Origin of the sequence: Faecalibacterium sp. Marseille-Q4137, assembly GCF_017377535.1 — a bacterium.
Classification (GTDB): Bacteria; Bacillota; Clostridia; order Oscillospirales; family Ruminococcaceae; genus Faecalibacterium; species Faecalibacterium duncaniae.
This window is the reverse complement of sequence record NZ_JAFREK010000009.1, coordinates 17,875-36,952: the sequence shown is the minus strand read 5'-3', so window position 1 is coordinate 36,952 and position 19,078 is coordinate 17,875. Positions and strand designations below refer to the sequence as shown.

Genomic DNA, 19,078 nt, shown 5'->3' with positions numbered 1-19,078 from the left:
GTCGCCAATCGGCGGCTGAGAGGTTTAATTCGTTTCCATAAATCTGAAAAATTTCTCCGCATCCCGCAGCGGCACGCTCCTCACCTTGAGTTTTACCCAGCCGGGAAAGGTCAGGGTCAGGTTGGTGCGGCCAACGCTGGCAGCCCAGGGGCTTTGTGCTGCGGTCAGGCAGACATCCGGGTGAAACACACAGATGCAGTGCAGGTAGAGCCCCTGCTGCCGCCGCAGTGTCATGCGGCCCTCCCGCAGCCAGAGGCCCTCCCGCCGGTAGCCGACCGCGGCTCCGGCCAGCAGTGCCCCAAAGAAGAGCGTGGGGATGAGCAGGGTCACGGTCAGCTGGGGCAGCACTGTGGCCGAGACCAGCGTCAGCAGGAGGCAGAGGGCAAAGGGAATGCCTGCCGGTGCAAAAAAGATGAGACTGCGCTGCTCGGTGCGGGCCAGCAGGTCGGGCGGCATCCGGAACTCCGGCAGCAGCTCCCGGAACAATGCCTCCTCGCCGCTGCGGTAGACGAACAGCGGCAGCTCGGGGGAGCAGCCGCCCGCCGTTACAAAGACCGGCCAGCGTTTCATCAGCCGGGCGGCGGGGGAGATACGGACATCTGCAAAGCTGATCTCGCTTGTCCGCACCCGGCACTCGAAGTGCTCCAGCCAGCCGCCCCGGCTGCCGATCTGGTCGGCCGTGTGCCAGACAGTGTAGTGCACGGTCTGGGCAAAGCTGCGCATCAGGCTGGCCCCCAGCAGAAAGCCTGCAGCCGCCAGCAGCCATGCCGCGCCTGCAGGGAACCACCGCGCCGCGAATCGGGCCAGAAAGCTCACCTGGATCTGGGCAAAAACGGCAGGGTTCCAGTCAGGAACATCCCGGGTCTGGCGCACGGCCAGCACGAACAGGGCCAGCGTGGAGAGGCCGTTGGCCCCCAGAAAGCCCAGCGCCGCCCGTTCTCCTCCGGCGGGCCGGTGCAGGGTAGGATTTACCAGAGGCATCAGCTGGTCTGCCACCGCCTCGGCATCGGCTTTGGGCAGGCAGACCGAAAGGGTGTGCTTTTGCGCCGCGCCCACCGGGTAAAGGGTCAGGCGGCTTGCCCCGGCCATCCGGTAGAGCAGGGGCCGGTCGATGGTCAATGCCGCCAGCATCTCGCCCCGCAGGGCACGATCCAGCCGGATGCCCAGCCGCCAGTGCAGATGAAAGACTCCGGTGTTGTCCAGGCTCCAGCTGCTCACATGCAGGATGCCCCAGCTCACGGCGCAGAGTAAAAGGAACAGCAGCGCATCCTGCCGCAGCGCCGTGTGCAGAGCTGTCCAGTTCCGCTCAAACAGCACCTGAACCAGCGGCAGCAGATAGACCACCAGCGTCTTGCGCAGAAACCGCAGAACGGTAAAGGGGTGCAGGCGGCGTTCATTCATCGGATCTCCTCCGCAAGGGCATGGGTGAGGGCAGCGGCCTGCTCTGCCGGGACCGCCGGTAAAATAAGCCGCGTGCCCGGTGCCGTGATGACGACCACCGATACCCCTGCCAGCCGGAGCAGCGGCGTGCGCAGCCGGAACAGCCCTGTTACGGCCCTGCGCCGGATTGCCCGCCGCAGCGGGAAGACGATGCCGGAGTACACCGTCAGGGTCTCCGCGCCCAGCGTGGCGGCATAGCTGCAGGCGCGCTGGTACACCACCGCCACCAGTGCGGCCCAGAGCAGGCAGAACACCATCCCGGCGGGCAGGCTCTGCCAGAACACAAAGGGGGCCGCCAACAGGCCCGGGATGGCGGCCCAGCAGCAAAGCACAGCCCGGCCCCGGGGCGGGATGATGAGCGCCGTGCGGCGCAGCTCCCGCTCCGTCACTTGCTGTTCAGCTCCCAGGCATCGGTCAGCAGGTGCAGGGTATCGTCCTGCGTCAGCACCAGGATGCGGTCCCAGGGCAGCAGAACGGTGTTGCCGTGGGGGATGATGAACTCGGTGTCGCGGGTGATGCTGACCAGAATGGCATCACCGGGAATGGGCACATCCATGATGGCCTTGCCCGCAAACTTGAAGTTCTCGGGCAGCAGGATCTCGTTCAGGCTGGCCGTGCCGCCGCCCAGGCTGAGCAGCTGGCGGATGGTATCCGTCTCGATCTCCCGCTCCAGAATGTGGCTCAGGTTGTCGGTGCCGCAGACCACGGTGTCCACGCCTAAGGTGTGCAGCAGCTCCCGGTTCTTGGGGTTGGAGGCCCGGGCCACGGTGCGGTCCACGCCGAACTCCCGCTTGGCGATCTGGCAGGCCACGAGGTTGTCCTCGTCCGAGCCGGTCACGGCCACAAAGGCGTTGCAGCTGCTAACATCGGCGGTGCGCAGGGTGTCCACGCTGATGGAATCGCCGCAGATCACGGGGATGTCCAGCGAATCTGCCAGCATCCGGCACTGGGCCTCGATGGGTTCAATGATGACCACCGAATGGTGGTTCGTCAGCAGGCTTTGGGCTAGATACCGCCCAACACGCCCGCCGCCTGCAATACAAACTTTCATATTGATACCTCACATTACTTTGGGTAAAACTAATTTGGGATAAAACCTCACTTCGCCAGCGCACGGAACACGGCCTGTTCTGTCAGGATGGTGGGGCAGATCGTGTCCAGCTCGTAGGTCTTGTGGTAGAGCACCTGCAAATGCGGGTCAGAGACGCGGCAGATGACCTTTTCGCGCCGGAAGATGTTCTTTGCGATCTGTGCAGCCATCAGGTTCACGGAGTCATCCTCGCACACAGCGGCCACCGCGTCGCAGTTCTCCACGCCGCCCTGCTTGAGGATGTCGGGGTCGGTGGGGTCGCCCACAAGGGCTGTGCCGCCAAAGGAGTAATCATCAAAGCTGTCCAGCCGCTTGAGCTGCTCGGGGTCCTTTTCGATCAGGGAAATATCATGGCCGATGCGTTCAAGATCCCGCACCAGTGCCGCGCCCACCTGGTCGCAGCCGATCACCAGAATATTCATGGATGTCACCTCATTGTTCAAAATCTGTTGTTGTCTGGCCCGGCATTCCGCGTCAGAAGGAAACACAGGGAAAAACGTTGTGTCCAGTATAGCATATTTCCCGCGGCAGATAAATACAGAAAAAGCAGACAGCGCTCCTATATAAAATTTGTGATTTTTCGTGCGCAGGCTCTCAGAATATGATATACTGGAAAGCGAACCCAATCTGAATGTGTGCAGAGCGCCTGTGCCGCTTTGCAGGGAGGAGAACCCATGTTTCTTGAAATACTGAAAGCCATCCTGATGGGCATTGTGGAGGGCATCACCGAGTGGCTGCCCATCTCGTCCACCGGCCACATGATCCTGGTGGAGCAGGTGGTCAAGTTCAACGCCAGCGAGGAGTTTATGTCCATGTTCCGCGTAGTCATCCAGCTGGGTGCCATTCTGGCTGTGGTGGTGCTGTTCTGGAATAAGCTCTGGCCCTTCGGCCTGCGCCATGGCCGCGTCTGCTCCAAGCCTGCCGTCTGGCAGCTCTGGTTCAAGGTAGTGGCCGCCACCATCCCGGTGCTCATCATCAGCCCGCTGGACGACTGGTTTGAGACCCGCTTCTACAATTACATTACAGTCGCCGCCATGCTGATCCTGTATGGTGTCCTCTTCATCCTTGTGGAGAACCGCCGCACCGCCCCGCATGTCACCCGGCTGGAACAGATCACCTACCGCGAAGCCTTCATCGTTGGCGTGTGGCAGATGCTGGCCATCATCCCCGGCACCTCCCGCTCCGGTGCCACCATCGTGGGCGGCCTGCTGCTGGGTCTGTCCCGTGCCTGCGTGGCCGAGTTCACCTTCTTCCTCGCCATCCCGGTTATGGCGGGCGCGTCCCTGCTCAAGGTGGTCAAGTTCGTCCTCTCCGGCGCTGCGATGACCGGCACCGAGATCGCTGTCCTCGTGGTGGGCTGCGTGGTCGCCTTTGTGGTCAGCCTTGCCGCTATCCGCTTCCTGATGGATTACGTCAAGCGCCATAACTTCAAGTTCTTCGGCCTCTACCGCATCGTGCTGGGCCTAATCGTCCTGGCTGTGGCCGCTATCACCGCCATTGCGTAAATCCCTCCCAACCCCCCAGCCGCCCGCACGGGCGGCTTTTTTGCGTTACGGGGCAATTGCACCGGCCCCGGCCTTGTGTTATACTGGAGCCATAAAGAGAGAACCCGGCGGCGGGAGAGTGCCGCGCCTGAAATTGTCAAAAACGGAGGAGATCCCTATGGAAGCATCGACTGTATATTACACCGACTTCCGGTGTCCTGTGGGCACCAGCCTGACCGAAAAGCTGCGCCGCCTGTGCATTGCGGCAGGCATCAAGAGCATTGATATGGATGGCAAGTTCGTGGCCATCAAGATGCACTTTGGCGAGCTGGGCAACCTGGCTTTCCTGCGCCCGAACTACGCCAAGGTGGTGGCAGACCTGTGCAAGGAGCAGGGGGGCCAGCCCTTCCTGACCGACTGCAACACGCTGTACCCGGGTAGCCGTAAGAACGCGCTGGAGCACCTGAGCTGCGCGCAGGAAAACGGCTTCTGGCCCATGACCACTGGCTGCCAGATCATCATTGGCGACGGCCTGCGCGGCACCGATGAGCTTGAGGTGCCCGTGCCCAACGGCGAATACTGCAAGACCGCCAAGATCGGCCGCGCCATTATGGATGCCGACATCTTCATCAGTCTGACCCACTTCAAGGGCCACGAAGCGACCGGCTTCGGCGGAGCCATCAAGAACATCGGCATGGGCTGCGGTTCCCGTGCGGGCAAGATGGAGCAGCACTCCTCCGGTAAGCCCGCCGTGCAGGAGGAGCTCTGCCGCGGCTGCCACCGCTGCGCCAAGGAGTGCGGCTCCGACGCCATCCGCTACAATGAGAACAATAAGGCGGTCATTGATTACGAAAAGTGCAAGGGTTGCGGCCGCTGCATCGGTGCCTGCAACTTCGATGCCATCTATTCCATCGACAGCAGCGCCAACGAGGAGCTGGACCGCAAGATGGCAGAGTATGCCGCTGCCGTCTGTGCAGACCGCCCCTGCTTCCACATCAGCCTGGTGCAGGACATCAGCCCCAACTGTGACTGCCACGGCGAGAACGATGCCCCCATCCTGCCGGATATCGGCATGTTCGCCTCCTTTGACCCCGTGGCGCTGGATCAGGCCTGTGCCGATGCCTGCCTGAACGCACAGCCCCTGCCCAACAGTCAGCTGGGCCAGAACCTTGCAAAGCCCGGCTGGAACTGCCACCACGACAACTTCAAGGATTCCAACCCCAATGTCGAGTGGAAGGCAACGCTGGAGCAGGCCGAAAAGATCGGCATGGGCACCCGCCAGTACACCCTGAAGAAGATCTGAACATAAAAATAAGCCCGACAACGTCGGGCTTATTTTTATGTCTCTTGCATTCAGGGGCAGACGGAACGATCAATACTCGCTGGAAGCCGGGACCAGTACGTCAATGACATCGGCCAGGGCTTTCCAGTTTTCCTCGGAACAGCCGGGCAGCTCTTTGACATCCAGACCGGCATCCTCAATGCGGCCGGTCATGCTGTCCTTGTCGGTCAGCAGGGCCTCAGCATCGGCCTTGATGAGCGGCCAGGCATCGGCAAAGCTCTGCTGGTCATCGGCGCTCAGGCTGTCGAACCACTGGGTATAGGCATCTTTGATGTCGCTGACCGGCTGGATGCTCATGTTGCAGCCATCGGCCCATTTCAGCAGGGAAGCCGCCGCGATGACGGATTTCAGCGAGCAGCCGGACACGCCGGGGCCCCAGCCGAGGCAGGGGGCAAAGGCATCGTCCGGGTCAGAGAGGGAGAACAGGGAGTTCTCGCCTGCGTCCAGCGGGCCCACCTTGCCAGTGTCGGCGGTCACGGTGGAAGAGGGGATGCTCTCGCTTGCAGAAGCGGAAGAGCCGGAAGCGGCAGTACTGCCGGAAGAGGTGCTGCAGCCTGCCAGCACGCCGCACAGCAGGGCGGCGCAGACCAGCAGGGAAAGAATACGCTTGCGAATCATAGGAAAGCCTCCTTTTATCGTGTTCCGGCCCATCTGCCGGAGAAACTGCTCTGGTACATTTCTAGTATACTGTTCTGCCGGGCTGTTGTCAATCGGCGTGCGCAGGACGATTTTTCACCCCGGCTGTGCAAACTATACAAACTTTTGTCCTTTTTTTCTCAGTCGGGCGGGATTGACATTTTTTGCGCTGGCGCGTATAATTCTGCCATGGTCAAACTGGGAGAAACGGGTGAAGAACCGGGAAAAGGGGGAGAAACGGATGCAGAAATTTCTGCGGCGGCTGGAACGCTTTTCACAGTCGCTGCTGTCGCCGCTGTCTTATCTTTCGGCGGCGGGCCTGCTGCTGGTGCTGGGGGCGCTGCTCACCAGCAAGCCCTTGTGTCAGGCGCTGCCGGTGCTGCAGTGGGCTCCGCTGCAGCTGATGGGGCAGCTGCTTTACAACGGGATGATGGTGCTCATCAACAACCTCAGCGTCATTCTCTGCGTGGGGGTGGCAGCCGTGCGCGCCAAAACCGAAAAGCAGGATGCCGCCCTGCTGGCGCTGATGGCCTACCTGGTGTTCCTCACAGCCAACCACACCGCGCTGGAAGCGCTGGGACTGCTTGCCCAGCCGAACGGGATGACCGGCCTTGCGGGCACGGGCCAGACCACCATTCTGGGCATTCAGGTGGTGGACACCGGCGTGGCAAGCGGCATCGTGCTGGGCTTTGCGGCGGCGTGGCTCTTCAACCGCACCTGCGAAAAGCAGTTTTATGGCATGATCACCCAGCTCTATTCGGGCCTGCGGTGGTCGTTTTTGTGGCTGTCGGCGCTGGCGGTGGCACTGGGGCTGGGGTTCTGCTTCGTCTGCCCGCCGCTGCAGCGGGCGGTCAGCGCCCTCACGGGCTGGATCGCGGCTTCAGGGAACGCGGGTGTGTTCCTTTACGGCTTTCTGGAACGGCTGCTCATCCCCACCGGCCTGCATCACCTCATCTATATGCCCTTCCAGTTCTCCTCGCTGGGCGGCAGCCTGACCGTAGGCTCTGTGACCTACACGGGCGCTTACGCCGTCTGCATGACCGAGTACACCATGGGCCTGCCCCTCTCAGACGGCATCGTCTGGATGTACACCGGCTTCACCAAGACCTTTGGCTATCTGGGCATTGCAGCGGCTTTCATCTTCACGGCCCGCAGGGAGAACCGTGCCCGTACCGCCGCCGCTATGATTCCGCTGGCGGTCACGGCCTCGGTGGCCTCCATCACCGAACCCATTGATTTTCTGTTCTGCTTCGTTTCGCCCCTGCTCTGGGTGGCCCATGCGGTCATTACGGGCGGCTTTATGGTGCTGCTCCATGTCCTGCACGTCCGGGCCTTTACCTCCAACCTGCTGGGGTCGCTGGTGTTCAACCTGAGCGCCGGGGAGCAGCTGCAGAACATGCCGCTGCTCTATCTGCTGGGCTTTGCGGAGATCCTGACCTACTTTGCCGTGTTCAGCATCCTCATCAAAGTAAAGAATCTGCCCACCCCGGGCCGGGAAGCAGCCCTTTCCACAGACCAGTCCCCGTACGCCGACCCGCAGGAGGTGTGCCGGTTCATCGCCGCGCTGGGTGGGCCGGAGAACATCGCCCAGCTGGGAAACTGCTTCACCCGCCTCCGGCTTACGGTGCGGGATGCCTCGCTGCTGGATATGGGGGCTCTGCTCTCCCTGCCCCATAAGGGCCTTGTGGGGCAGGGCACCCGGGTTCAGCTGGTCTGCGGCCTGCACGCCGCCCAGCTCCGCCACGCGCTTGAACAGCAGCTTGCCGAGATGGCCCCGGTGTGATTGCTTTTTGATAAGAGAAACGGTATAATTGTGGCGAAACCTCTCAGTCGTCTGCGGCGACAGCTCCTCTAACAGGGGAGCCAAGAAAGGCCCCTGCCTCTCCTATTAGGCAACAACCGCCGCCAGTGGCGGATGAAGGGAGTTGTTGTTGGGGCAGCGGCCAACAAGGCACAAGTGCAATACTTTGCACGAAGTGAATGTTGGGAGCCGCAACCCGGACAAGTGGCATTGCGAAGCAATGACGGAGAGGTTTAGCAGCGGATAACCTGAAAATAAAGGAGAACATAAAATGCAGAATAACACCTTTTCCGTCGAAGGTCTCTTCGATTTTCTGAACGCCGGTGTCAGCGCCTTCCACTCCACGGCTGCGGCTGTGAAGCTCCTGGAGGAAAACGGCTACCAGAACTGCCCCGAGAGCGCAGCCTGGGAGCTGGTGCCCGGCGGCAGATATTACACCACCCGCAACGGCTCTGCCGTGCTGGCATGGCGGATGCCCAAGGGTGAGCTGACCGGCTGGCATGTCACCGCCAGCCACAGCGATTCTCCCACCTGGCGCATCAAGCAGCTGGATGGCGGCAAGGACACGGTCTTTGCCAAGGCGGAGACCGAGGGCTACGGCGGCATGATCATGCCCACTTGGCTGGACCGTCCCCTGAGCGTGGCGGGCCGCATTCTGGTCCGCACGGAGAACGGCATCCGGAGCCTGCTGGTCCACCCCGACCGGGCGCTGGCTGTCATCCCCAACCTCTGCATCCACTTCAGCCATGACCTGAACAACGGCATGAAGTACAACCCTCAGGTGGATCTGCAGCCCATCTTTGGTGAGGCAGGCTCCACCCTGCGGGACGCTCTGGCTGAGGAAGCCGGGGTCAAGGCTGAGGACATCGTGGACGCTGACCTGGTGCTCTGCACCCGTGAAAAGGCCGAGCGCGTGGGCCTGAAGGGCGAATACTTCATGTCCGGCCGCATCGATGATCTGGAATGCGCCTACACCACCCTGTGGGGCTTCCTGCAGGGCCGCGGCGAGGAGGAAGGCCGGGGCGATATGTGGGTCATGTTCGACAACGAGGAGGTGGGCTCCTCCAGCCGGCAGGGCGCACAGGGCACCCTGATGGCCAACGTGCTGGCCCGCATTGAGGAAAAGCTGGGGGTCACCCGGGAGCAGAGCATTCGTGCCTGCACCAACAGCCTGCTGCTGAGCGCCGACAATGGCCACGCCACCCACCCCACCCCCCCCAAAAAGAGCGATCCCGCCAATGTGGCGGTCATGGGCGGCGGTGTGCTGCTGAAGTACAATGCCCGCCAGACCTACACCACCAGCGGCTTTACCGGCGCTGCCTTTGCTGAGATCTGCAAAAAGGCCGGTGTGCCGGTGCAGGTGGCCGCAAACCGCGCGGATGTTCCCGGCGGCTCCACGCTGGGCAACCTGCTGGGCCACCAGATCCTGATCCCCATGGTGGATATCGGTCTGGCACAGCTGGCCATGCATTCCGCAATGGAGACCGCCAGCTGCAAGGATGCCGAGTACATGGCAAAGGCTGTGGCCGAGTTCTATAACACGCCCGTCTCCCAGCCTGTGGACGGCGAGTGGAAGCTGGGCCTGTGAGCGCTGTGACCGGGCGCTTTGCCCCCAGCCCCAGCGGGCGGCTGCATCTGGGCAATCTGGCCTGCAGCCTGCTGGCCTGGCTCAGCGCCAGAAGTCAGGGCGGGCGCATCGTTCTGCGCATTGAGGATCTGGATGCCGAGCGCTGCCCCCGCAAATATGCCGACGCACTGGAAGAGGACCTGCGCTGGCTGGGCCTTGTCTGGGACGAGGGCGGCAGCAGCGGCGGCCCCAACGGCCCCTATTACCAGAGCGAGTGCGCCGCCATCTACACCGAGAGCTATAACAAACTGGAAGCACAGGGCCTTGTGTACCCCTGTTTCTGCTCCCGTGCCCAGCTTCATGCCGCCAGCGCACCCCACACCTCCGACGGCAATGTGATCTATCCCGGCACCTGCCGGGGCCTGACGGCGGAGCAGATCGCCGAAAAGCGCAAAAAGAAAGCCCCGGCCTATCGTCTCATGGTGCCCGACGAGGACATCACCTTCACCGATGGCTGTATGGGCCCCCACACCGAGAACCTGCTCCACGACTGTGGCGATTTCTACCTCCGCCGTGCCGATGGCGTGTTTGCCTACCAGCTGGCCGTGGTGGTGGACGATGCCCGGATGGGGGTCACGGAGGTGGTGCGGGGCGCGGACCTGCTCTCTTCCACCGCCCGGCAGCTTTATCTTTACCGTCTGCTGGGCCTGCCCGCCCCAAAGTTTGCCCATTGCCCGCTCCTGCTGGCTCCCGATGGCCGCCGCCTGTCCAAACGGGACGGGGACCAGAGCCTGGAAAATCTGCGGGCAAAGTATACGGCGCAGGAGATCGTAGGCAGGCTTGCCTTTGCCTATGGTCTCCAACCTGAACCGGCTCCCCGCACCCCGGAAAGTCTCATTGCAGACTTTTCCTGGGACAAGGTGCCAAAGCAGGATATCTGCCTGCCGGAAGGTCTGTTTTAAGCAAAACCACAATCTTTCACTGGAAACGGTAAAGATTGTGGTTTGTTATTTACAAAATAATACTCTTATGGTAGACTATAAATAGTGAAAATCACAACAAAGATTGGAGGAAGTAAAATGAAAAAGATGTTAGCTGGTCTATTGGTGGTATTGACACTTGTGTGTGCGATGCCGCTTGGTGCATTTGCTGCTGAGCCAGAAGATGAAGGAGTGCAGCCGCTTTTTTTCCCTGAGTGTCCGAAATGTGGTGGCGTACTTAATATTGAAAGAACATGGACGGAATACACATATTATTACACAACTATATGGGTATATGTGGTATGCGAAAATGGCGACTATTCGAGTAATGAAGTAATGTCTCAAATTCCCAATCAGACAACTCGTAAAAAGAATGATAATGAGAACGAGAGTGTTACGCAAATAGACTAAAACAGAAAGGAGCCTGTTATGCGTAAAATGTTAAAAGCGTCGAGTTTGTTGATCTGTGCAATGCTTTTGTTCAGCGCATGTGCAGGTTCTTTGAATCTGAGACCGGGACCTTTCCGTTCGGAAATGCAGGATGTATTCGTTCAGCAGACGACACTTACGGTTCCGGCCAGTCACGCCGAGCATGGGGAGGACTATGTCATTGAGTGGCAGGACCCCGTGATGGAAAAACACGTCCGGAAGTGGCTCGACCGTCCGGAGGGGGATATCTATCACAGCGATGTCTGGGACTATCAGCGGGTCACAATAAAATCCGGAACCGGCGTGGAGGATCTCCTCATCAAAGATGCACCGGACGGGGAAGACATTGGGGGAACCGTTAATGGCAATGATCAGCTGGAAGCCTGTGCGGTCAGAATAGAAGGAACGTATGATCCGGTGACCTCTCTGGCAGACCTGCGGCATTTTGACAGCTTGCAGGTATTGTCGGTCAATAATAAAAATGGTGCCCCACCCATTACCGACCTGACCGGTCTGGAAGAATGCAAAAATCTGATGCTTTTGAGTGTGCCCAGTGTGGAGAGCAGTGCATTCCCGACCTTTGCAAAGCTGGATTCCGTGGTAGAGCTGAAGTATGGCAGTGACGGGATCCGGGCGGATTCCAATGTCTCCGACCTTTCGGCGCTGGCGCAGATGAAGTCGCTGAAGATGCTGTGGATCACCGGCAGTGAGGTCGATCTGACCCAGCTGGCCGGAGCTGACTTGCGGGTCCTGAGACTGGACGTGACCCGGATCGGTTCGCTGGAACCGCTGAAGCAGATGGAAAATCTGAGCTTTCTGCAGCTGTGCCAAGGGCCGGAGATCGACAGCTTTGCCCCGCTGGCGGAGAGCAGTGTGCAGTATCTGAGTATGTCTCTCTCTCAGGGTGCACAGGAAGCCTACAAGGACATGGATTATACTCCCCTGACCCAGATGCCGCAGCTGATCTGGCTGGATCTGACCAACAACATCACGTTTGATACGGAAACCTGCAAAAAACTGCTGGCAAACGATACGGCCCTGAAATATCTGAAAATTTCCTATACATCAGCGGCCAAAGATGCCGAAGAGCTGGATACAGCGCACCTGAAAGAGTTCACTGCTCCGGCTCCGTAATGCCCCAAAATGCAAAAACGCCTCTGTCGGCCGACAGAGGCGTTTTTTCTATGTGGATTCACAGCCGCTGCAAGGCTCTTGCGTCGCTGCGTTCCAGTGCGGTCATGCCGGTATCCAGCGCCATGGCCAGCAGGATGCCCAGCAATACATCAATGCAGCTGTGCTGCTTGAGCAGGACCGTGGACGCAATGATGGAGACGCAGAGCACGGCGGAAGCGGGCCGCATCCAGCGGCGGCCCGGCGTTTCAAAGATGCGGCTGCGGTAATAGGCCATCATCAGGGTGACGGAGTTGAACACATGGATGGAGGGGCAGACATTGAGGGGCGTGTCGGTGGCATAGAGCATCCGCACGGCCTGAGCAAAGAGGTCGCTGCCGTACACCCGGTAGGGCCGCAGGTCCAGCCCGGTGGGCAGGATGACATAGCAGGCCAGCGCAATGGTCATGCCCGCAAACAGAGGCAGGCAGAGCCGCCAGAAGTCGGCCCGGGGCGCTTTCCACAGCAGGTAGAACAGGGTGAACGGGATCCACAAAAACCACGCAAAGTAGGGCACGATGGCATATTTGCAAAAGGGGATCAGGTCGTCCAGATGGCAGTGCACCAGAACATCGGGCACGGCAATATGGACTTCGAGCCAATGGAACGCCGAAAGGTAAAACAGGAGATAAAACGCCATGAACGAAACGGGATGGCGGGAAAACCAGTTGCGCATGGAACACACTTCCTTTTCTGGAATGGGGGCCGCAGCCCCGCCTAAAGTTCTTTGCAGCGTATGATTATACCGCGCAAAGACGAAGAAAACAAGACAAAAAGCTGACAAAATCGTGAACACATCCGCGCGGAATTTGGTATGCTTTGGGGAAGCGGATGCAGGGGAGAGAAGCTTCTGCCTATTGATACGAGACAGGATGCGGGTTTCCTGCACAAAAAAGGCCCTCCCCGCCAAAACTGCAATGGCGGAGAGGGCCGGATATACGGAAACTTAGATCACCTTTTGTTCCATCCACCTGCCGCGGACAAAGCGGACGCAGAAGAACAGCGAGCGCATGGCCCAATCCAGGAACATGCCCATCCAGATGAACAGCAGGCCGCAGTGGAACTTGAGCACCATCAGGTAGCAGAAGGCCACCCGGAACACCCACATGGAGATGACGCTGACCGTCATGGTAAAGGCGGCATCTCCGGCGGCGCGCAGGATGTTGGGCAGGGTGAAGCTGGAGGGCCACAGGATCAGCGATACAGCGTTGAACCAGACCATCAGCTCCAGTGCCATGCCGTAGGCCTCCGGCGAGAGGTTGAACCAGGAGAGCGCCAGCTTGTTCAGGAAGAACAGGCCGGAAAGGTTCATCACCCAGTCCCCGGCGTAGGCGGTCAGGAGCAGCAGGCGGGAATAGCGCTTGGCCTGCACCTTTTCCCCGGCACCCAGACACTGGCCCACAACGGTCAGCGCGCCGATGCCCACAGCGGAGGCGGGCACGTTCAGGAAGCTGGAGATGTTGCCTGCCACGGCGTTTGCGGCAATGGCGGCGGTGCCCAGCGTGCTGGTCAGGCTGGAGACCGACAGCTTGCCGATCTGGAACATGCCGTTCTCGATGCCGGCGGGAATGCCGACTTTCAGGATGCGCTTGATGAGGTCGAGGTCGGGCTTCAGGTCGGTGAGGTGGTCGATGCGCAGCGCACAGTCCGGCTTCTGCAGCAGGAACATCACGGTGAAGCAGGCGATCATCCGGCTCACGAGGCTGGCGGTGGCCGCACCCATCACGCCCATGCCGAACCCGTAGATCAGGATGGCGTTGCCGCCAATGTTCACCACGTTCATCACCAGGCTGGAAAGCATACTGATCTTGCTGTTGCCCTGGGCGCGGAACAGGGCCGCACCGGCGTTGTACACGCCGATAAAGGGATAGCTCAGGGCTGAGAGCAGGAAATAGGTCTCAGCGTAGCGCATCACATCCGCGTCAATGGAGCCGAAGATGCCCCGCAGGATGGCATGCCGCCCCACCGCCACGATGACGGCGGTGACCACGCTGAGCGAGATCATAATGAACATGATCTGTGCGGCGCTGGCCTTGGCCCGTTTGGGCTCCCGGTGGCCGATGTACTGGCTGGCGACAACCGCGCCGCCGGTGGCCAGTGCGCTGAGCAGCTGGATCATCAGCACGTTGAAGGAGTCCACCAGGCTCACGCCCGAAACGGCGGCTTCGCCCACCGAGGAGACCATCAGGGTGTCCGCCAGACCGATGGAGATGCTGAGGGCCTGCTCTGCCACCAGCGGCAGGAAAAGTGAAATGAGCTGTTGACGGTTGAACAGCGGTCTTGATGTGGTCGGTGCGTCTGTCATGGTGTCCTCCCTTGGCGCGTGGATTCAAACACACCCATGATAGCGCGGAATGACGTGAAAATCAAGATGTTGTATCCAACAAACCTGAAAATCAGGCAAACTCTTTGCTGGGGGTCAGGCTGGTGCCGTAATAAACGATATAGTCGTAGGGGACCTGGGGGTTGTATGCGGCCAGATCGCCGTACTTGGCCAGAATGTCATCTCGGTGTCGGGCGCGATCCGCAGGCCGCCCACCTCGATGTCGTGGTCCGAAACGTTCCGCACCGAGAGGAAGGAGTGGCCGCTGGAATTGATGGAGGCATCGCCCCGATCCTCGGCCCGGGCGTAGATGCGCAGCAGGGCCACGGCACCCTCGGCGGGTTCTGCACCGTAGGCCTGCACGGCAGATCTATGGTCGGCCTGTTCAAAATCGTAGGGGCCGCCGGTGCTGGTGGTGAAACCGACGATGTTGCGGATCTGATCCTCAAGGGGGCTTACATCGGTGATGACACGTTCGTCCTGGGGGGCGGGCGTGGCGGCGGGAGCCTCGGCCAGCGCGGCGGTGCTGCCGGACACGCACAGGGCCAGTGTCAGGCAGAGGGAAAGGGCGCGGAACAGCTTTTTCATGGGGTGACCTCCAAAGAGAAAAAAATTCAGGTCAAGAATAGACGATTTTTGGGGCGCTGTCAAGAAAAAGATGTCTGCCGCCTTTACCCCCGGGGCCGGTTGTGTTAAAATGTAGCTGGCAGCCGTGCCCGGTGGTTTGGGGTATGGGGCCGATCGGAAGGTAAATGAATCTGACCCAGAGAGGGGAACAACCTATGCCAAAAGAAGCACACAAGGTCGTGGTCATCGGGCACCGCAACCCCGATACCGATTCCATCTGCTCCGCCATTGCCTATGCGGAGCTCAAAAACCGCACCAGCACGCTGGTCTGTGAGCCGCGCCGTGCCGGTAAAATGAATCAGGAGACCGAGTTCGTCCTGAAAAAGTTCGGTGTCACGCCGCCCCGGATGTGCACCGACGTGAACCCCAAGATCCGGGACGTGGATTACCGCGAGATGCCGGGCATCCCGGGCTCCACCAGCCTGCGCCGCGCATGGAAGATCATGCGCGACCAGCAGATCGACACCCTGTCCATCACCAGCGCGGACAACGAGCTGGAGGGCATCATCACCGTGAAGGATCTTGCCACCGCCAACATGGACGTGTTCGATACCGCAGTGCTGGCCAAGAGCCGTACCTCTTATAAGAACATCCTTGAAACGCTGAACGGCACCATGGTGGTGGGCAATGCCGACGCGGTCTGCACCACCGGCCACATCAAGATCGGCACCGCCACCCCCGAGATGCTGGAAAGCAGCGTGGAAAAGGGGGATATCGTCATTCTGAGCAACCGGTACGAAAGCCAGCTCTGCGCCATTGAAAAGGAAGCCTCCCTGCTCATCATCTGCAATGGGGCCAAGGTGGGCCGCACCATCCAGCGCATTGCCGATGAGACCGGCGTTGCCATTATGACCACCCCCGTGGATACCTACGCGGCGGGCAAGCTCATCAGCCAGTGCGCCCCCATCTCCTATTATATGACCCGGGACAACATCCTCAAATTCACCCTCGTCACCCCCGTGGCCGATGTGCTGCGGGTGATGGCAAAGGTGCGCCACCGCTATTTCCCCATCCTCGATGAGGAAGGCAAATACTGCGGTATGGTCAGCCGCCGCAACGTCATTGCCCTGCGCAAGCGGCGCATCATTCTGGTGGACCACAACGAGGCCACCCAGGCCGTGGAGGGCTTTGATCAGGCCGAGATCCTGGAGATCATCGACCACCACCGCATCGGCAGTCTGGAGACCAGCGGCCCGGTCTACTTCCGCAACCAGCCCGTGGGCTGCACCGCCACCATCATCACCCAGATGTACGATGAAAACGGTGTGGACATCCCGCCCCAGATCGCGGGCCTGCTGCTGGCGGCTATCCTTTCGGATACGCTGGCCTTCCGCAGCCCCACCTGCACCCCCGTGGATGAAAACACTGCCAAACGTCTGGCCAAGATCGCAGGCGTGGACATTGAGGAGTTTTCCACCGAAATGTTCGAGGCCGGTGAAAAACTGGACGGCAAGACCCCAGAAGAGGTCTTTTTGCAGGACTTCAAGGTGTTCATGTGCGGCGATATCCGCTTTGGCGTGGCGCAGGGCAGCTACATGACCCGCAAAAACCTGCAGGCCGCCCAGGCGCTGCTCCAGCCCTATCTGGAGGAGGCCCGCAACAAGCAGAACGTGGAGGACCTCTATATGCTGCTGACCGATGTGCCCAAGGAGGAGAGCGTGGTCATCTGCACCGGGCGCTACGCCGCCGAGGTGCTGAGCAATGGCTTTGAGAGCCGGCCCGCCGCCGACGGCAGCTGGACGCTGCCCGGCGTGGTCAGCCGCAAAAAGCAGTTCATCCCCGCCATGATGAGCGCCTATCAGGAGCTGTAACCCCCGATACAAAACACGAAGCCCCCGGAACCCTGCATGTTCCGGGGGCTGTTGTGTTTTGTAAGGGAGCGTCAGGCTGCGACTTTTAAGGGAGAGTTATCAGTCCAGATGGTGCCATCCAAAAGCTTTGTTACGGCCAGTGTGCCGTTCACGCTGACCCGCGCGGGGTCCAGCGCATAGAAATCGCTCTCCCGCAGGTTTTCGGGGTCTGCCGTGGGGGAGATGCCCACCACGCACACCCAGTGTCCGTAGGTGCTGCTGGTGGCGATGTGGGGGTAATTGACCTCTTTCCAGCCGGAGCCGGAGAGGTGGTATTCATAGCTCGTCACGCGGTTGGTGTGCTTGGACACGCCGCTGACAGCGGTGTTTTTCAGATGTACGATGACGGGCCGCCCGGCCTGCAGCTCTTCATACAGGCGGGAAAGGCAGCCGGAAAGGGAGCTGCTGTAAGCGTAGTACCCGGCGGCAGACCATACCGCGCCGTTTGACCACATCCCGCTGCCTGAGCAGGGCTTGCCATCCAGAATGGTGCGGGCGTAGCGCAGGGCGTACCAGCTGCACCGGCCCGAGGTCTGGTTGCCGATGGAGACGATCTGCTGGCTGTCGAAGGACAGCAGCGTGATGCCGTTCACATTCTGCAATTGTGCCGCCGCAGCCTTTGGCGCGGCCAGAAAGCTCAGGCACAGCAGAACTGCTGCCATGAAAACGCGCACCGGAGCGCGCAGGGAACCATGCTGCATGGGGCAAACTCCTTTTCCTTGTTCAGGAACGGCACCCGGCGGTTCCCATTGCTTTAAGTTTAGCACCAAATCGTGGTAGAATTGTGTAAACGCCGGAAATATTTTCCGGTTTTTGCCCCGGGCATGGCAAAGGATCTTTGCGAAGATTCGTTCTGGAAAAAATAACAAAAGCAGGAGAAAATGTTTGGTGAAGCTGGCAATTGACAAAAGCAACATTCGTTGGATAAAATAAAGCCAGAAGGGGGCCCTGCTTCAAAATGGAAAGGCACCCTGCATATTATGAAAAACACAACAAAACGACTGGAGGTCCCGACATGAAAATGCTGAAAAAACTGGCCGCTTTGATTCTGGCGGCGACCATGGTACTTGTTCTGTTCACCGCCTGCGGCGGTGATACCACGCCGACCCCTGAGGCTCAGGCGGAAGCTCAGATGATGAGCACGATCAATGCAAATCTTGGTTCGAAAGTACAGCTGTGCAATGACACCGAGCTCAAACAGGAAGCTGAAAAGTTCCTGGATTCGAAAGTGAACATCGATACTGGTTTTTGGAATGTAGGCTCTAGAATAGAGGTCAATCGTGATAATGGTATTTATACGGCCAAGGTCGTGGTCAAGAATGAGTATAACGGTAAACTGTTGGAAGAGTTCTTTAAACGGATAAACAATGATAATAAAGATGTGAACATCAACGCAGCTGGCAAGTGGACTAAGGTTGGTGTAGCCGCAAAGACAATCAAGGGCAATATGTACATTTCTATCGTTGTTCAGGTTAACCCCAACGCATAAGGATACAGTAATACACTCCCCGGAGCGTGGCTGAAAGGCCGCCCTCCGGGGCTTTTTTATTTGCACAAAAAGGAAATGAAAATTTTGGCTAGTCTGCGAATTGACATAGGGGGGGGGGGTAAGAGCTAAAATGAACCTAGACACACTGTATGATTTGGGGTTATACAGGGGTTTGAATTTTATTATGGAGGAAATTGTTTTATGAAAAAAATGAAACGTCTTGTTGCAATCCTGCTGGCCAGCGTGCTGGCTCTGGCGATGCTGACCGCTTGCGGCGAGGAGGCACCGCAGTCTTTGGGCCAGCGTGCAGAAAACCTGATGATCGAAAGCTTCAATAAGGCTTACGATACTACCTATCAGAATGACGCAGACCTGAAGAATAAAGTTGGTGCAATGCTGAACCAGATTGATGAGAACGGTGAAATCGATATCGCTTCTCTGAACAAGTCTAAGATTTATGGCCTGCCTTGCGATGTTGTTGATAACAAGGATGGCACTGGTACCTTCACTGTGTATGTCATTGCTCAGGGTATCAATGCTGACAAGACCAAGTATAAGGCCATCGAAGTGACTGAGGAACTGTTGAGCCAGGCAAATGCAAACAACGTGAATAAGCTTTCCTCTCAGAAACCGGAAGCTGTCGGCGCTGCAAGCATCGTGAAGAATGGCAAGACCTATGTTGGCGTTGCATACAGAATGACTGTAAAGGCAAACTTTAACGCCTGATTGTAACGATTAGAACACAAGCAAAATTTTCTTGAGCATACCCCGGAGCGCGGAACCCCTGCCGCCCTCCGGGGCTTTTTGTATTTGTGGCAAAATCCTTCTGAATGTGGTACAATAAAAGATA

19 protein-coding genes are annotated in these 19,078 nt (G+C 59.2%); 10 read left to right on the top strand and 9 right to left on the bottom strand.

Annotation, left to right across the window (positions count from 1 at the left end):
• Positions 1-24 precede the first annotated feature (24 nt).
• From J3353_RS05500 to J3353_RS05485, 4 genes are read right to left on the bottom strand one after another with little or no spacing between them, the layout of a single operon-like run.
• Positions 25-1,401: a PH domain-containing protein gene (locus J3353_RS05500; protein WP_207684352.1), complete on the bottom strand. Its 1,377-nt coding sequence runs from the start codon at positions 1,399-1,401 to the stop codon at positions 25-27.
• Positions 1,398-1,829: a PH domain-containing protein gene (locus J3353_RS05495; RefSeq protein ID WP_207684351.1), complete on the bottom strand. Its 432-nt coding sequence runs from the start codon at positions 1,827-1,829 to the stop codon at positions 1,398-1,400. Before J3353_RS05495 ends, J3353_RS05500 begins: the two co-directional genes overlap by 4 nt.
• The gene (locus tag J3353_RS05490) at positions 1,826-2,491 is read right to left on the bottom strand and encodes a TrkA family potassium uptake protein (protein WP_207684350.1); all 666 of its coding nucleotides are present in this window, start codon (positions 2,489-2,491) and stop codon (positions 1,826-1,828) included. Before J3353_RS05490 ends, J3353_RS05495 begins: the two co-directional genes overlap by 4 nt.
• A gap of 47 nt (positions 2,492-2,538) precedes the next feature.
• A complete protein-coding gene (locus J3353_RS05485) occupies positions 2,539-2,952 on the bottom strand; it encodes a TrkA family potassium uptake protein (RefSeq protein WP_097769913.1) in 414 nt (137 codons plus the stop codon).
• Between the two features lie 252 nt (positions 2,953-3,204).
• Between J3353_RS05485 and J3353_RS05480 the strand changes: the two genes are divergently transcribed.
• Together J3353_RS05480 and J3353_RS05475 are read left to right on the top strand one after the other, a co-directional pair.
• Entirely contained in the window at positions 3,205-4,035 is an 831-nt protein-coding gene (locus J3353_RS05480; RefSeq protein ID WP_005929199.1) for an undecaprenyl-diphosphate phosphatase, read from the top strand.
• Positions 4,036-4,192: 157 nt separating this feature from the next.
• Positions 4,193-5,317 carry a DUF362 domain-containing protein gene (locus J3353_RS05475; RefSeq protein WP_097769914.1) on the top strand — a complete coding sequence of 375 codons (1,125 nt, stop codon included), beginning with the start codon at positions 4,193-4,195 and terminating at the stop codon, positions 5,315-5,317.
• A gap of 69 nt (positions 5,318-5,386) precedes the next feature.
• On the opposite strand, the gene J3353_RS16300 is transcribed toward J3353_RS05475, so the two are convergent.
• Entirely contained in the window at positions 5,387-5,974 is a 588-nt protein-coding gene (locus tag J3353_RS16300; protein ID WP_242700865.1) for a hypothetical protein, read from the bottom strand.
• Positions 5,975-6,233: 259 nt separating this feature from the next.
• Here J3353_RS16300 and J3353_RS05465 point away from each other — a divergent pair, with 259 nt between their 5' ends.
• The 5 genes from J3353_RS05465 to J3353_RS05445 all read left to right on the top strand — a co-directional run bounded on the left by J3353_RS05465 (position 6,234) and on the right by J3353_RS05445 (position 11,903).
• Positions 6,234-7,775, top strand: a complete 1,542-nt coding sequence (locus J3353_RS05465) for a PTS transporter subunit EIIC (RefSeq protein ID WP_207684349.1) — start codon at positions 6,234-6,236, stop codon at positions 7,773-7,775.
• A 289-nt stretch (positions 7,776-8,064) separates the two neighbouring features.
• A complete protein-coding gene (locus J3353_RS05460; RefSeq protein ID WP_207684348.1) occupies positions 8,065-9,381 on the top strand; it encodes a M18 family aminopeptidase in 1,317 nt (438 codons plus the stop codon).
• Positions 9,378-10,322: a tRNA glutamyl-Q(34) synthetase GluQRS gene (gene gluQRS, locus J3353_RS05455; RefSeq protein WP_207684347.1), complete on the top strand. Its 945-nt coding sequence runs from the start codon at positions 9,378-9,380 to the stop codon at positions 10,320-10,322. Before J3353_RS05460 ends, gluQRS begins: the two co-directional genes overlap by 4 nt.
• 117 nt (positions 10,323-10,439) lie before the next feature.
• The gene (locus J3353_RS05450) at positions 10,440-10,751 is read left to right on the top strand and encodes a hypothetical protein (RefSeq protein ID WP_156076673.1); all 312 of its coding nucleotides are present in this window, start codon (positions 10,440-10,442) and stop codon (positions 10,749-10,751) included.
• 123 nt (positions 10,752-10,874) lie between these two features.
• Positions 10,875-11,903, top strand: coding sequence for a leucine-rich repeat domain-containing protein (locus tag J3353_RS05445; RefSeq protein ID WP_207684346.1), 1,029 nt, complete (start codon positions 10,875-10,877; stop codon positions 11,901-11,903).
• Positions 11,904-11,961: 58 nt separating this feature from the next.
• Here J3353_RS05445 and J3353_RS05440 read toward each other — a convergent pair whose 3' ends face one another.
• The 3 genes from J3353_RS05440 to J3353_RS05430 all read right to left on the bottom strand — a co-directional run bounded on the left by J3353_RS05440 (position 11,962) and on the right by J3353_RS05430 (position 14,850).
• Positions 11,962-12,615 (bottom strand): phosphatase PAP2 family protein, encoded by a 654-nt coding sequence (locus tag J3353_RS05440; RefSeq protein WP_223384550.1) that lies wholly within the window; start codon positions 12,613-12,615, stop codon positions 11,962-11,964.
• Positions 12,616-12,885: 270 nt separating this feature from the next.
• Positions 12,886-14,244 carry an MATE family efflux transporter gene (locus tag J3353_RS05435; RefSeq protein WP_207684345.1) on the bottom strand — a complete coding sequence of 453 codons (1,359 nt, stop codon included), beginning with the start codon at positions 14,242-14,244 and terminating at the stop codon, positions 12,886-12,888.
• Positions 14,245-14,358: 114 nt separating this feature from the next.
• A complete protein-coding gene (locus J3353_RS05430) occupies positions 14,359-14,850 on the bottom strand; it encodes a hypothetical protein (protein ID WP_242700864.1) in 492 nt (163 codons plus the stop codon).
• Between the two features lie 194 nt (positions 14,851-15,044).
• On the opposite strand from J3353_RS05430, the gene J3353_RS05425 reads away from it, so the two are divergent.
• Complete coding sequence (locus tag J3353_RS05425; protein WP_156059271.1) at positions 15,045-16,700, top strand: putative manganese-dependent inorganic diphosphatase; 1,656 nt, start codon at positions 15,045-15,047, stop codon at positions 16,698-16,700.
• 71 nt (positions 16,701-16,771) lie between these two features.
• On the opposite strand, the gene J3353_RS05420 is transcribed toward J3353_RS05425, so the two are convergent.
• Positions 16,772-17,440 carry a hypothetical protein gene (locus J3353_RS05420; RefSeq protein WP_207684344.1) on the bottom strand — a complete coding sequence of 223 codons (669 nt, stop codon included), beginning with the start codon at positions 17,438-17,440 and terminating at the stop codon, positions 16,772-16,774.
• A gap of 314 nt (positions 17,441-17,754) precedes the next feature.
• Here J3353_RS05420 and J3353_RS05415 point away from each other — a divergent pair, with 314 nt between their 5' ends.
• Both J3353_RS05415 and J3353_RS05410 read left to right on the top strand, forming a co-directional pair.
• A complete protein-coding gene (locus J3353_RS05415) occupies positions 17,755-18,228 on the top strand; it encodes a hypothetical protein (protein WP_097786483.1) in 474 nt (157 codons plus the stop codon).
• 201 nt (positions 18,229-18,429) lie between these two features.
• Entirely contained in the window at positions 18,430-18,954 is a 525-nt protein-coding gene (locus tag J3353_RS05410; RefSeq protein WP_207684343.1) for a hypothetical protein, read from the top strand.
• Positions 18,955-19,078: the final 124 nt, after the last annotated feature.

What these genes read in the sequence shown, in the direction of transcription:
- J3353_RS05500 (WP_207684352.1), bottom strand. Translation starts at nt 1,401, where the DNA reads ATGAATGAACGCCGCCTGCACCCCTTTACCGTTCTGCGGTTTCTGCGC.
- J3353_RS05490 (WP_207684350.1), bottom strand. Translation starts at nt 2,491, where the DNA reads ATGAAAGTTTGTATTGCAGGCGGCGGGCGTGTTGGGCGGTATCTAGCC.
- J3353_RS05485 (WP_097769913.1), bottom strand. Translation starts at nt 2,952, where the DNA reads ATGAATATTCTGGTGATCGGCTGCGACCAGGTGGGCGCGGCACTGGTG.
- J3353_RS05480 (WP_005929199.1), top strand. Translation starts at nt 3,205, where the DNA reads ATGTTTCTTGAAATACTGAAAGCCATCCTGATGGGCATTGTGGAGGGC.
- J3353_RS05475 (WP_097769914.1), top strand. Translation starts at nt 4,193, where the DNA reads ATGGAAGCATCGACTGTATATTACACCGACTTCCGGTGTCCTGTGGGC.
- J3353_RS16300 (WP_242700865.1), bottom strand. Translation starts at nt 5,974, where the DNA reads ATGATTCGCAAGCGTATTCTTTCCCTGCTGGTCTGCGCCGCCCTGCTG.
- J3353_RS05465 (WP_207684349.1), top strand. Translation starts at nt 6,234, where the DNA reads ATGCAGAAATTTCTGCGGCGGCTGGAACGCTTTTCACAGTCGCTGCTG.
- J3353_RS05460 (WP_207684348.1), top strand. Translation starts at nt 8,065, where the DNA reads ATGCAGAATAACACCTTTTCCGTCGAAGGTCTCTTCGATTTTCTGAAC.
- J3353_RS05450 (WP_156076673.1), top strand. Translation starts at nt 10,440, where the DNA reads ATGAAAAAGATGTTAGCTGGTCTATTGGTGGTATTGACACTTGTGTGT.
- J3353_RS05445 (WP_207684346.1), top strand. Translation starts at nt 10,875, where the DNA reads ATGCAGGATGTATTCGTTCAGCAGACGACACTTACGGTTCCGGCCAGT.
- J3353_RS05440 (WP_223384550.1), bottom strand. Translation starts at nt 12,615, where the DNA reads ATGCGCAACTGGTTTTCCCGCCATCCCGTTTCGTTCATGGCGTTTTAT.
- J3353_RS05435 (WP_207684345.1), bottom strand. Translation starts at nt 14,244, where the DNA reads ATGACAGACGCACCGACCACATCAAGACCGCTGTTCAACCGTCAACAG.
- J3353_RS05430 (WP_242700864.1), bottom strand. Translation starts at nt 14,850, where the DNA reads ATGAAAAAGCTGTTCCGCGCCCTTTCCCTCTGCCTGACACTGGCCCTG.
- J3353_RS05425 (WP_156059271.1), top strand. Translation starts at nt 15,045, where the DNA reads ATGCCAAAAGAAGCACACAAGGTCGTGGTCATCGGGCACCGCAACCCC.
- J3353_RS05420 (WP_207684344.1), bottom strand. Translation starts at nt 17,440, where the DNA reads ATGCAGCATGGTTCCCTGCGCGCTCCGGTGCGCGTTTTCATGGCAGCA.
- J3353_RS05415 (WP_097786483.1), top strand. Translation starts at nt 17,755, where the DNA reads ATGAAAATGCTGAAAAAACTGGCCGCTTTGATTCTGGCGGCGACCATG.
- J3353_RS05410 (WP_207684343.1), top strand. Translation starts at nt 18,430, where the DNA reads ATGAAAAAAATGAAACGTCTTGTTGCAATCCTGCTGGCCAGCGTGCTG.